Origin of the sequence: Caulobacter vibrioides (genome assembly GCF_002858865.1) — a bacterium.
GTDB lineage: Bacteria > Pseudomonadota > Alphaproteobacteria > Caulobacterales > Caulobacteraceae > Caulobacter > Caulobacter vibrioides.
On the sequence record NZ_PJRR01000019.1, the window covers coordinates 491,506 to 503,581 of the forward strand.

Here is a 12,076-nt window from a genome sequence, read left to right on the forward strand (position 1 = left end):
CGCCTCAGCCAGAATGAAGTTGGCGGGCGGTGTACGCTGGCTTTCCCCGGCTCACAAGCCCGAAGGCTGACCTTGCGACAAGCCGCGTTTGGCCGCCTTGGGCGGATCCAACGCTGTCATCGCCGCGAGACTGGAGGGAATGGTCGGAACACCCGACGGCGGCCAGCCCCCCGGCGCGTCACGCAGGAACGCCTCGACGTCCCGCCAGACCGCTTCAGCCTGCAGATCGACGAGCAGAAGGTGATAGCCCTTGGGATAGTAGGCCGTAAGCGCGCCAGACTTGAGGCGGCTCACCGCTTCGACCGTCGGCGCGCGGGGAATGACGTGGTCGTTGGCGCCGTAGAACCAGGCGACCGGGGTCGAGATCGCGCCCGGCGACCTCCAGGCGCGCTCCATGAGTCCGACCAGGCCATAGAGCGTGTCGGAGCGCGCGCCCCAGATCATCAGCGGATCACGACCCATGCGGCGCAGTTCGTCGATGTTGTCGGAAGGCATGACGTTGCGCACCAGCCACTCGGGAGGCTTGACCACCCAGTCGCCCTTCGTATGGGCGGTGATCCACAAACTCAGCTTGTTGGGCAACGGCTGGTTCGACCAACCCCAGACCGCCGGCGCGAACAGCATCAGCTTGTCGACGCGGGGCGGGTCGGGCGTGGCCATGGCGCTGATCGCCAGACCGCCGCCCATGCTGATTCCGGCCAGGGCGACCTTGGCGCGCGGATGGCGCTCGCGCACGGCCTCGACCAGCAGGCGGACATCCTCGATGACAAGCTCCGGCTGCGCCCAGACGCCGCGCTCGGGCGAGCGACCGAACCCGCGCACGTCCAGCGCATAGGTCGCGATGCCCCTGCCCGCCCACCAGGCGGCGGCCAGGTGATAGGCGTTGGCATAGTCGTTCATGCCGTGCAGGCCGACCACGACCCAGTCGGGCTCGCCGGCGGGCAGCCAGCGCATCAGACCAAGGTGCGCGCCGTCGAAACTGATGAAAGCCTCATCCGTCAGACGCGGCCCTCGAAACCCCAGCGCCGCCAGCTCCGGCCGCTGGCGCAGCGGCGCGCACGCCGACAGCGCGGCGGCGCAGGCTGACAAGATCAGGGCGCGGCGATTCATGACCGTAGAATGTCTGCGACACGCCGGCGAAGATAAGGCGTGACCTCAGCCTCGAACCACGGATTGCGCTTCAGCCAGGCGGTGTTGCGCCAGGATGGATGCGGCAGCGGCAGAACGTTCGGTCCGAATTCTCGCCAGCGCTCGATGGTCTCGGTCATGGTCTTGCCCGTTCGGCCGTCCAGCGCCCACTCCTGGGCGTAGCGGCCGACCAGCAAGGTCAGTTCGACATTGGGCAGCGCCGCCAGCAACTGCGATCGCCACAGCGCCGCGCAGCGCGGCGGTGGCGGATAGTCGCCGCCCTTGGGATTGGTCCCCGGAAAACAGAAGGCCATGGCCGCGACGCCGATCTCGGACCGCCCGTAGAAGGTCTCGCGGTCGATCCCCATCCACTGCCTCAGGCGGACGCCCGAGGGGTCGTTGAAGGGCAGGCCCGTCTCGTGGACGATCCGCCCTGGGGCCTGGCCCGCGATCAGCAGCCGCGTCGCCGTGCTGACGCGCGTGACCGGCCGCGGCGTGTGCGGCAGATACGGCGCGCAGGCGCGGCAGGCCGAGATTTCGGAGAGAAGCGCATCGAGCGGCATGGACGGGATGTAGGCGATCCCGTCCGCCGCCCCAAGCGGCGCCTTAAGCCCCCAGCATCCGGCGTTCGCGCTTGATGATGCCCTCGAACGACGGCCGGGCCAGGATGGCGTCGGCATAGGCCTTGGACTTGGGCCACTTGGCGAAATCGAAACCAGCGTGTTCCAGGTTCACGAACGGACTGGCCACGGCGATGTCGGCCAGGGTGAAACGGTCCTCAACCAGGAAGCCGCTCGCCGGGATCGTGCGCTCCAGATAGTCGAGCACCGGCGGCATGGCGACATTGATCCCCTTGTCGATCGCCGCCTGGTCGGGCTCTGCGCCCATAAAGCGCGGCCCCACCACGCGGTTGAAAAAGATCGGGCCCGCAGCGCCGACAAAGATTGAGTCGGCGTATTCCTCGTACCAGACGGTCCGCGCGCGCGCCTTGGGCTCGGTCGGGATCAGGTTCGGCTCCGGATAGGCCGCATCCAGATAGGTGATGATCGCCGAGGAGTCCGAGATCTTGAAGTCGCCGTCCTGGAAGCCGGGAATCTTGCCGAACGGGCTGCAGGCCTCGAACTCGGGGTCGGGCTGGCCCAGTCGGACCACCTTGGTGTCATACGCCAGACCCTTTTCGGTGGCGAACACCATGGTCTTGCGGACGAACGGCGAAAGCGACGAGCCGTAGATGAGCATCGATGGTCTCCCTGGTTTGGGAGACCATAGGCCATGGACTCAGTTTCGTTTCAAGACGAACTCGCGGCAGCGACTATTCTTCGTCGCCGGCCGTTTCCTCAAAGCTGGTCGGGTCGCCTTCCAGGCGCAGGCGGATGCGATAGACGCCGCGGAACTTCTCGGGATTGGTCGGCTTGTTGTGGCGCAGGATCACCACCTTGCCTTCACGGGCCAGTTCGATGGCGTTGGTGCGCACATGGCCCAGCAGCTGCTGCCAGCGCTCGGGCTGGATCGCCTTGGCGACGTTCATAGGGTCGATCGACTTGCCTTCGGGCAAGGCCGCCAGTTGGGACAGGATGGTGTCTTGGATCGGGGTGGTCATACGCCTCGCCATGCCATGGATCGCGTCCGAACGCGAGGCGCGGCTTGCGCGCGCGAGACGACCGCTCTAACTGAACCCCGATAAGTTTCGGAGGGGGACAGCATGGACGGCGGGGCCGAGAATTCCAGCAGCTCGCGACTGGTCGAGACCGGTGAGTGGGCCGGTTGGCGCACCTGGCAGGGCATGGACCCATTCGAGGACCAGTCCGGCCCCTTCTATTTCCGCGAGGATGAAACGGGCCGCGTCACCTGCGCCTTCCGCGCCGAGCCCAAGCACATGAACGGCGGCGGCTTCATGCACGGCGGCTGCATGATGACCTTTGCCGACTTCTGCCTCTTCGCCATCGCCTGGCGCGACCTGGCGGGGAGCCACGCCGTCACCGTCAGCCTGAACGGCGAGTTCGTCGGCCCGGCCCGTCCCGGCGACCTGGTCACGGCCACCGGCGAGGTCGTGCGCGCCGGCGGCGCGCTGCTGTTCGTGCGCGGCCTGATCTCGACCGGCTCCAGCCCGATGCTGAACTTCTCGGGCGTGATCAAGCGGATCCGAAGCCGTTGAAGGATCGTAACCTCGTCCTTCGACAAGCTCACGATGAGGTTTTCTACTGAACCGGCGTCAAAAGTCGTCCTCACCCTGAGCCCGTCGAAGGGCAAGGACGGCTCCGCAGATCCGATCTAGGCGGTCATGCCCGCCGCAGCGGCGGGGCGAGCCAGCATGGCGTCCAGCCAGCGGTTGACGTGGACCCGTTCGGGGTCCGGCCGCCACTTGATCATGCGTCCGAAGTCCAGGCTGGTGACTGCGATGACGTCGACGATCGTGACGCGGTCCGCTGCGATGAACGGGCTTTCGGCCAGACGGTCATCGAGCACCTTCAGGCTCTTTCTGACGCTCTCGAGATTGTAGGCGGCCACTTCGGGGACCTGCGCCTCCAGCGCGGCCATGCCGGGGTGGCTGTGACGAACGCCCTGCATCATTGGCGTGGCGACCATCATCTCGGTGCGCCGCAGCCACATCTCGATGATCGCCGTCTCCTTGGGATCGCGCCCGAACATGTTCGGCTCGGGATAGACGCTTTCCAGATAGCGGCAGATGGCGACCGACTCGGTGATCACCGTCCCATCGTCCAGTTCCAGGGCGGGCACGTGGGCGAGACCCGCCTTGCCGCGATACTCCGGCGACCTGTGCTCGCCGCCCATGATCGACAGGGTGACGATCTCGACGTCGTCGATCCCCTTCTCGGCCATGAACCAGCGCACACGGCGAGGATTGGGCGCCCGCAGGCAATCGTAGAGTTTCAAAAGAAATCCTCCCGGCTTTTGACCGGGAGGATGCTTGGTTTTCGCAACGGAAGGAAAGCGGCCTACAGCCCAAACAGGCTTCGCGGCATCAGGCCGACCAGCGAGGCGGTCAGGCAGGTGGCCAGGAAGCCGGCCATCATCGCCTTCCAGACCAGGCCCAGCACTTCCTGCCGGCGCTGGGGCACCAGCACCGAGAAGCCGGCGACGTTCATGCCGACCGAGCCGATATTGGCGAAACCGCACAGCGCGTAGGTCATGATCATCCGCGTGCGTTCGTCCAGCAGGGCTTCGCCCACCTTGGACAGCTGGATGAAGGCGGTGAACTCGGTCAGGATCAGCTTCACGCCCAGCAGACCGCCGGCCGTGCCCGCTTCCTTCCACGGGATGCCCATCGACCAGGCCAGCGGCGCGAAGACCACGCCCAGGCCGCGCGCGATGCTCAGCGGCTCGCCGCCCACCGGCGGCAAGGCGCCCAGGACCTTGTCGACCATGGTGGCCAGGGCCACGAAGACGATCAGGGTGGCGCCGACGTTCAGCGCGATCTGCAGGCCGTCGGTGGTGCCCTTCATCACGGCGTCGATCGAGCTGCCATAGGTCTTGTCCTCGGTCGACAGATCAAGATCGGCGCTCTTCTCCATCGGATCGGACGGCACAATGATCCGGGCCAGCAGCACGCCGGCCGGGGCCGAGATGATCGAGGCGGTCAGCACGTGGGCGGCGGCGTTGGGCAGGACGTCGGCCAGGATGGTGGCGTAGGCGACCATGGTCGAGCCCGACACGCAGGCCATGCCGACCGCGATCAGCATGAAGAGTTCCGAGCGGCTCAGCTTGTCGAGATAGGCGCGGATGAAGATCGGGCCTTCGACCTGACCCATGAAGATGGTGGCGGCGGTGGCCAGGGCCGGCGGGCCGCGCAGGCCCAGCGTCTTCTGGAAGACAAAGCCGAAGCCCTGAGCCAGCCACTTGAGAATCTTCCAGTGCCACAGCAGCGCCGACAGGGCGCAGACCACCAGGATCACCGGCAGCACGCGGAAAGCGAAGATGAAGCCCGCGCCCGGATTGCTGACCGTATAGGGCTGGTCGCCGCCGGCCAGAAAGCCGAACACGAAGGCGGTGCCGGCCTGGGTCGAGGCGGCAAGGCCCTCCACCGCGCCGTTGACGCCGCGCAGCATCTGCTGGGCTTGCGGCAGGCCGAACAGGACCAGGACCAGCAGGACCTGAATGACGACCGCGCCGATGGCCAGGCCCCAGGGGAACCGCTTACGATTCTCGGAAACGAGCCAGCACAGGCCCAGGGTGAGCGCCAGACCCGCGAGGGCCTGAACGTTCTCGGGACGGAACATCAAGACGAAGACCTTACAATGAGGCGACGCCCCCGCGACGCCGACCAAGAGGCGCTGATTGACACCAACAGCGGCGTCGCACGCAAGCGCCTTGCGTAAGGAATGGTTAACCAGACCGCAAGGCGCCTAAGTCATAAGCCTCTTACCGCCGAGGCCGCGCGCCGGCTGGCGAGCGACGAGGTCTGCCCTTCAGCGAGGCCGGCCCCGACTATTTCATGCCTGAAACGCGCCTTACCCCGATTTAACTTGGCCACTCGTCGATCGGCGTTCATTGCTGCAACCGTCGATTGGGGGAGCACGAGTCCGCAAATGTCGTTGGCCTTGGCCACACTTCTATACGAGTGGCGTCGTTACATGGCGGCTGTCGTCGCCCTGGCCTTTTCGGGCCTGCTGGTGCTGGCGCAGGTCGGCATGTTCGTCGGCATCGGCAAAGGCTTCACCGCCCAGATCGACCGCGCCCGCGCCGACATCATGGTGCTGGGCCCGGGCGCCAAGGCGCTGTTCGGCGGCCCGTCCGGCCTGCCGCGCCGGATGATCCCGCTGGTCTACAGCCACCCCGAGGTCACCCAGGTCGCGCCGCTGGACGGCTCTGGCGGCCGTTTCCAGAACATCCTGTCGCCCGAGCAGCAGGCCAAGGAAGAGGCGCGCGCCAAGCGGGCCGGCAAGGGCGAGAAAGGCGGCGGCGGCGGCACGGCTCGCAAGACCGAGTTCGTCAATGTCACCGTCGTCGACGCGATCCCTGGCTATGTCACGGTGCCCACCGACTACACGCAGTCGATGATCGAAGCCCTGCGCCGCCCCTATGCGGTCGCGGTCGACGAGACGGCGCTGAAGCGACTGGGCGTCAAGAAGGGCGACAAGGCCCTCTACAACGGCAAGACGATCCATATCGCCGTGGTCACGCGCGGCTATCCGAACATCATCCAGCCCACCCTGGTCATGTCGCGCGACACCCTGCGGATGCTGGGCGAGGCCGATATCGGCCAGCGCGTCGGCCCGCTGATGGTCGAGATCAAGGACCCTGCCCGCGCCGAAATCGTCGCTGCGCAGCTGAACAAGAAGGCCGACGGCAAGTTCCGCGCCTGGACCCGCCAGGAACTGGCCGACGCCAATTCCAACGCCATGCTGGAAGACCAGATCATCGGCATCATGCTGGGCTTCTCGGCGTTCCTGGGCCTGCTGATCGGCGTGGCCATCACCTGGCAGACCCTGCGCGGCGCGATCATGGCCAACATCAAGGAGTTCGCCAGCTTGCGCGCCCTGGGCGTGTCGATGGGCGACCTGCGCAACATCGTGATGGAGCTTTCCTTCTGGGTCGGCATCGTCGGCGTCTTCGCCGCAGGCCTGCTGACCTGGGGTGTCTCGCTGCTGGCGACCATGGGCGGGGTGCCGATGTACTTCCCGCCGGTCCTAGTCGCCATCGTCGCGGGCTTCCTGGTCGCCATCGCCATGCTGTCGGGCTTCCTGTCGCTCGGCGTCCTCAAGAACAGCCAACCCGCGGACCTGCTGCGATGACCCGTGACAACGCGCACAAGCGTGGCGAAACCGCCCTCGAAGCCCGTGGTCTGGTCAAGCGCTTCAAGACTGGCCGCAGCTATATCGAAGTGCTCAAGGGCATCGACTTCGACGCCAAGCACGGTGACGTGACCATGGTCATGGGCCCGTCGGGCTCGGGCAAGTCGACCCTGGTGGCCGCCCTGTCGGGCCTTCTGAAGCCCGACGAGGGCAAGGTCTCGGCCCTCGAGGCAAAGGATCTGTGGTCTCTGCCCACCGGCAAGATCGACAAGTTCCGCCTGGATCACTGCGGCTTCATCTTCCAGGGCTTCAACCTGTTCCCGGCCCTCACCGCTAAGCAGCAGGTGATGACGGCGCTGAAGTACCAGGGCGCAAGCCCCGGCGAACAGGCCCGTCGCGCCCAGGCGGCGCTGGAGTCGGTGGGCCTTGGCCCGCGCGTCAACCAGCGCCCGTCCGAACTGTCGGGCGGTGAAAAGCAACGCGTGGCCATCGCCCGAGCCCTGGCCAAGAACCCGAACCTGATCTTCGCCGACGAGCCCACCTCGGCGCTCGACGGCGAGAACGGCCAGATCGTCATCCGCCTGCTGCGCGAGGCGGCCTCCGTCCGTGGCGCGGCGGTGATCTGCGTGACCCACGACCCGCGGCTCGAGGCCTATGCCGACCGCGTCATCCACATCGAAGACGGCCGGATCCTGGACGACGTGCGTAGAACGCCCGACGCCAATCCTGCGCCGCTCAGCCACTGATTTTCTGGGGGAATTTCGACATGCCCGGCTTCCTGCGCCGACCCGCCTTCTACATCGCCCTGGTCGTCGTGCTGCTGCTCGGCGGCGGCTTGTTCTACGCCAAGGGCCAACAGGCCGAGAAAAAGAAGAAGCTTGAGGCCGCCGCCGCTCAAGAAGAGCCCTCCCCCTACGCGGCCATCGCCCAGGGCAAGGCCGACGTCGAGGGCGGCGTGATCCAGGTGGCCGCGCGCCGCCAGGGCATCATCCGCGAGGTGTTCGTCCAGGAAGGCGACATCGTCAAAGCCGGCCAGCCCCTGGCCAAGCAAGAGGACGACGACGCCCGCCTGGCGACTCAGACCGCTTCGGCGGCCCTGGCCTCGGCCAAGGCGCAGCTGGCGCTGCATCAGGTGCAACTGCGCACCGCCCAGCGCGAGTTCAACCGCCTGCAGGGCCTGGCCGCCTCGAACTATGTCGCCGCTCAGCGACTGGACGCCGCCCGCGACCAGATCGCCCAGGCGCAAGCCAATATCGGCACCCAGCAGGCCCAGATCGGCGTCGCCACCGCCCAACTGGCCCAGGCCCGCTTCAATGAGGAGCTGACGGTGATCCGCGCGCCGGCTGACGGCCGCATCGCCCGCCGCCAGGCCAATCCCGGCTCGGGCGCCTCGACCCTGAACGTCACCGCCATGTTCGACCTCGAGCCCAACACCCAGCGCATCGCCCGCGCCGAGATCGTCGAGGCCGACATCCCGAACGTGACCATCGGCCAGGAGGTCGAGATCCAGCCTGAAGGCGATCCGGACAAGACCTATGTCGGCCAGGTCCTGCGCCGCGCCGCCGTCTTCGGCGCCCGCAAGCTGGCCTCGGACGATCCCAGCCAGCGCAGCGACGAGCGCGTCGTCGAAGTGGTGGTCAGCGCCGACGGCGCCCCGCTGCTGGTCGGCCAGCGCGTGCTGGTCAAGTTCATGAAGCCCGGCCAGAAGGCCGGCGTGAAGCGGGATAAGCCGACCCAGCCGGTGGCCGGCGGGATGACGAAGAAGAGCTAAGGGCCCCGCCTTAGCGCACACTGCCTTGGAACGCCGCGCGGCCCCCGCGCGGCGTTTTTCATTGGCGCGGCCGGGGACACCCGGTGTGACGTAGGCCGTGTCGGATTTCTGGAGGGAGGCTGGAGACGGCTTTCGGCCCATGTAAGGCGTTCGAAAATCCTCCCCCCAGAGGGGGAGGAGGCCGAAGGCCGGAGGGGGAGGTGCTGCCGAGCCGGCTTCTTCTCCCTCCGTCGGCTTCGCCGACACCTCCCCCGCTGGGGGGAGGATTTGGTCCGCTATCGACCCTTAGCGGGCCCAGCGCGCTCATCGTGACGGCTCCGTTGAGCTGATCTAGAGATGGACCGTCGTGCTTAGGCGATGCTGTGAAAGCAAGACCAGGATGTCATCGGACACGAGTTTTGAACTGAATTCCGAGGGTCTTCGTCGGGCTGTTGAATTGCTTGACCGTCGGGCCCACTCGGAGCGGCCCAGCTACGAAATGCCGAAGTCCTTGCCGGATCGCGGACTCGGCGAGGTTGAGGCCTTGGAGCGGCTTGCCCCCGATGTTCTCGGCCGCGCGGCAAATCTGGGGGCAAGCGACGCGATAGCGCACATGGACCCGCCGACCCCATGGATTACCTGGGCCTTGGCGCTCTGGAACGCACGTCTCAACCAGAACCTGCTGCATCCCGCGACTGCCCCGTTCGCTCGGGAAGCTGAAGCGTGCGTCGTCGAATGGTTGGCGCCGTTCTTTGGAATGAACGGCGGCCACATGGCTCCCGGATCCAGCATCGCCAATCTGACGGCCCTGTGGACGGCTCGTGACCTGCGCGGCGTGAAGAAGGTGCTAGCGTCCTCAGCTTCACACCTCAGCGTCCGGAAAGCTGCCCGGATCTTGGGCCTCGAGTACGTTGAAACGGTCGTTGATCAGCGCCACCGGTTGGATCCGGCGACATTACCCAGTGACCTGTCGGACGCCTGCCTGGTGCTCACGGCCGGAACCACCAGCGTCGGCGCCGTGGATCCCCTGGACTGTTGCGGTCTCGCAGCCTGGACGCATATCGATGCAGCATGGGCTGGCCCGCTGGCATTGTCAGATCGACACCGGAGCATCCTTTCCGGAGTCGACCGGGCCGATTCCGTCGCTGTGTCGGCGCACAAGTGGTTGTTTCAACCCAAAGAGTCGGCGCTCGTCATGTTCCGTGACACTGAGGCAGCTCACGCCTCCATAAGTTTCGGTGGCGCGTATCTCGCGGCGCCGAACATTGGCGTCCAAGGGTCCCATGGTGCCGCAGGAACGCTGCTGCTGGCGACGCTTCTGGCATGGGGACGCGAGGGGTTGGCCGCGCGGATCGAACACTGCATGGACAACGCGAGGCGATTGCAGGATTTCATCGCGGCTCACCCAGACCTTGAAGTCTTTGCGGATGGCGGAACGGGTGTGATCGTTTTCAGACCCGCATCTCATAGCGTCGATGAGTTTCGCGCCGCGCTTCCGCAGGGCCTTGCGTCGTCAGCGAACATCGATGGTGAGACTTGGCTGAGATGTGTTTCCGCCAACCCCAACGCCGATATCGAAAGAATTATTGCAGCGATCGACGAAACTTGCCGGCGCGCCGCCACCTGACGTCTCGAGGTCGAAGGCGAAGTGGGGTCCGCTCCCCCCCTTTCCCGACGGCCGGTCAACAGATCGACCGATCGCAATACTTTCCGGCAAGCCCCCCAATCCCCGCCGCCGCGCGGGGATTGGCACGACCCATTCCCAACACAATCAACCCGTTAGCCGTCAGCGAGACGGGATCATCCAAAATCGACGCATCGCCGACAAAACCGCCCCCACAATGCTCCCACCTCGTCGCGAGGAAAGGGCGCATGGCCAGCGACCATTTGCGGCGGCGGGGGGCGGTCGAGCGGGGACAGGTTCGAGGGGGATACTCGGACGGTCCGGGGCTGAGCTTGCTGGGCTCACCCGCCCGCCGTCGGCGTGGTTGAGGGTAAAAGGATGTGTCTTAGCCTGTATTGGCTCGTCCTCTTCGACCGTCGGACGTTTGGGAAACCAGACGCTCGGGTCCCGGTAAGGCCTGAACAGGGCCACCTGACGGGACGCTGATGGATAACGGCTGCGCGGAGCGTTCGGGCTTCGTCGAAACGGTATTCTTGTCTCACAATCCGGACGCTGTCCGGCGCTCCGCGTCCCTTTCCGAACCTTCAGCGGGAGCCCGCGTGAAGTGGTGGTGGCGTGCTCAGAGCGCCCCCTCCGTCTCGTCGCGTATCCGCGCCGATCCACCTCCCCCGCGCGCGGGGGAGGATGACAGGCCGACCTCCTCACCCGTGCAGCGGGGGAGGTGGCGCGATGCGAAGCATCGCGACGGAGGGGGCGCTCATCAAATCCAGACAGGAGCCTCCCCTTGACCTCCCCTCTCCCGCGCCGCACAAACGCGCCAAACCAAACACACGTTTGAGGGAGACTTCGGCATGGCGGACATCCGCTTCGACGGCAAGGTGGCGATCGTGACGGGCGCCGGCGGCGGGCTTGGCCGACAGCACGCCCTGGAACTGGCGCGTCGCGGCGCCAAGGTCGTGGTCAACGACCTGGGCGGCTCGATGGACGGCTCGGGCGGTTCGTCCGAAGCGGCCCAGAAGGTGGTCGACGAGATCAAGGCCTTCGGCGGCGAAGCCATCGCCAACGGCTCGTCGGTGACCGACGACGCGGGCGTCGCCCTGATGATCAAGCAGGCCATGGACACCTGGGGCCGCATCGACATCCTGATCGCCAACGCCGGCATCCTGCGCGACAAGACCCTGACCAAGATGGAGCTGGCCGACTTCGAGCTGGTCATGCAGGTCCACGTCTTCGGCACCTTCAAGCCGATCAAGGCCGTCTGGGACATCATGAAGGCCCAGAACTATGGCCGCATCGTCGTGACGACCTCGTCGTCGGGCATGTACGGCAACTTCGGCCAGAGCAACTACGGCGCGGCCAAGATGGCGGTGCTGGGCCTGATGAACACCCTCAAGCTCGAGGGCGCCAAGAACGACGTCAAGATCAACGCCATCAGCCCGGTCGCGGCCACCCGCATGACCGAGGGCCTGATGCCGCCCGAAGTGCTGGCCAAGCTGGCGCCGGAATATGTGACGCCGGGCGTCGTCTATCTCTGCTCGGACGAAGCGCCTACCGGCGCGATCCTGACCGCCGGCGCCGGCGCCTTCGCCCTGTCGCGGATCTATGAGACCGAAGGCGTCTATCTGGGCGAAGGCGGCCTGTCGGCCGAGGAAGTCCGTGACAGCTGGGGTCAGATCACCGCCGAGGATGGCCAGAAGGCCTATTTCAACGGCGGCGAACAAGGCCAGAAGTTCTTCCGCAAGATGGCCGGCGGCTGACGCGCCAGAAATAAAACAATGATCGAAAAGCAACGTTCGATCAATATTCGACAGAACAGTGATT

General features: G+C 66.2%; 14 protein-coding genes and 1 pseudogene. 9 read left to right on the forward strand and 6 right to left on the reverse strand.

All coding sequences use genetic code 11. The annotated features are described in order from the left end of the window. Positions 1 to 51: 51 nt before the first annotated feature. The 4 genes from CVUC_RS16585 to CVUC_RS16600 all read right to left on the reverse strand — a co-directional run bounded on the left by CVUC_RS16585 (position 52) and on the right by CVUC_RS16600 (position 2,728). On the reverse strand, positions 52 to 1,110 hold the full coding sequence (locus CVUC_RS16585) for an alpha/beta hydrolase (protein WP_096033491.1): 1,059 nt from the start codon (positions 1,108 to 1,110) through the stop codon (positions 52 to 54). Continuing rightward, a complete protein-coding gene (locus tag CVUC_RS16590; protein ID WP_010919945.1) occupies positions 1,107 to 1,691 on the reverse strand; it encodes a uracil-DNA glycosylase family protein in 585 nt (194 codons plus the stop codon). Before CVUC_RS16590 ends, CVUC_RS16585 begins: the two co-directional genes overlap by 4 nt. A gap of 43 nt (positions 1,692 to 1,734) precedes the next feature. Then, positions 1,735 to 2,367, reverse strand: a complete 633-nt coding sequence (locus tag CVUC_RS16595) for a glutathione S-transferase family protein (protein ID WP_010919946.1) — start codon at positions 2,365 to 2,367, stop codon at positions 1,735 to 1,737. A 73-nt stretch (positions 2,368 to 2,440) separates the two neighbouring features. Beyond that, a complete protein-coding gene (locus tag CVUC_RS16600; RefSeq protein ID WP_024265759.1) occupies positions 2,441 to 2,728 on the reverse strand; it encodes a DUF3253 domain-containing protein in 288 nt (95 codons plus the stop codon). A gap of 102 nt (positions 2,729 to 2,830) precedes the next feature. On the opposite strand from CVUC_RS16600, the gene CVUC_RS16605 reads away from it, so the two are divergent. After that, a complete protein-coding gene (locus tag CVUC_RS16605) occupies positions 2,831 to 3,283 on the forward strand; it encodes a PaaI family thioesterase (protein WP_096033492.1) in 453 nt (150 codons plus the stop codon). Positions 3,284 to 3,399: 116 nt separating this feature from the next. On the opposite strand, the gene CVUC_RS16610 is transcribed toward CVUC_RS16605, so the two are convergent. Continuing rightward, on the reverse strand, positions 3,400 to 4,023 hold the full coding sequence (locus tag CVUC_RS16610) for a glutathione S-transferase family protein (protein WP_096033493.1): 624 nt from the start codon (positions 4,021 to 4,023) through the stop codon (positions 3,400 to 3,402). Between the two features lie 62 nt (positions 4,024 to 4,085). After that, a complete protein-coding gene (locus CVUC_RS16615) occupies positions 4,086 to 5,366 on the reverse strand; it encodes a NupC/NupG family nucleoside CNT transporter (protein ID WP_096033494.1) in 1,281 nt (426 codons plus the stop codon). Between the two features lie 309 nt (positions 5,367 to 5,675). On the opposite strand from CVUC_RS16615, the gene CVUC_RS16620 reads away from it, so the two are divergent. The 8 genes and pseudogenes from CVUC_RS16620 (at position 5,676) to CVUC_RS16660 (ending at position 12,012) form a co-directional block, all read left to right on the forward strand. Continuing rightward, positions 5,676 to 6,881: an ABC transporter permease gene (locus tag CVUC_RS16620; protein WP_024265760.1), complete on the forward strand. Its 1,206-nt coding sequence runs from the start codon at positions 5,676 to 5,678 to the stop codon at positions 6,879 to 6,881. Continuing rightward, on the forward strand, positions 6,878 to 7,627 hold the full coding sequence (locus tag CVUC_RS16625) for an ABC transporter ATP-binding protein (protein ID WP_010919952.1): 750 nt from the start codon (positions 6,878 to 6,880) through the stop codon (positions 7,625 to 7,627). The genes CVUC_RS16620 and CVUC_RS16625 overlap by 4 nt, the downstream gene beginning before the upstream one ends. Positions 7,628 to 7,647: 20 nt before the next feature. Further along, on the forward strand, positions 7,648 to 8,652 hold the full coding sequence (locus CVUC_RS16630; RefSeq protein WP_096033495.1) for an HlyD family secretion protein: 1,005 nt from the start codon (positions 7,648 to 7,650) through the stop codon (positions 8,650 to 8,652). Positions 8,653 to 8,756: 104 nt separating this feature from the next. Beyond that, positions 8,757 to 8,920, forward strand: a pseudogene (locus CVUC_RS20560) (hypothetical protein); the annotation flags it as partial. 111 nt (positions 8,921 to 9,031) lie between these two features. Further along, entirely contained in the window at positions 9,032 to 10,258 is a 1,227-nt protein-coding gene (locus CVUC_RS16640; RefSeq protein WP_096033497.1) for a pyridoxal phosphate-dependent decarboxylase family protein, read from the forward strand. Positions 10,259 to 10,472: 214 nt separating this feature from the next. Further along, positions 10,473 to 10,709, forward strand: coding sequence for a hypothetical protein (locus CVUC_RS20875; RefSeq protein ID WP_423748633.1), 237 nt, complete (start codon positions 10,473 to 10,475; stop codon positions 10,707 to 10,709). Between the two features lie 79 nt (positions 10,710 to 10,788). Beyond that, positions 10,789 to 11,043: a hypothetical protein gene (locus tag CVUC_RS20570; RefSeq protein WP_012640405.1), complete on the forward strand. Its 255-nt coding sequence runs from the start codon at positions 10,789 to 10,791 to the stop codon at positions 11,041 to 11,043. Between the two features lie 63 nt (positions 11,044 to 11,106). Next, a complete protein-coding gene (locus tag CVUC_RS16660) occupies positions 11,107 to 12,012 on the forward strand; it encodes an SDR family NAD(P)-dependent oxidoreductase (RefSeq protein ID WP_096033499.1) in 906 nt (301 codons plus the stop codon). Positions 12,013 to 12,076: the final 64 nt, after the last annotated feature.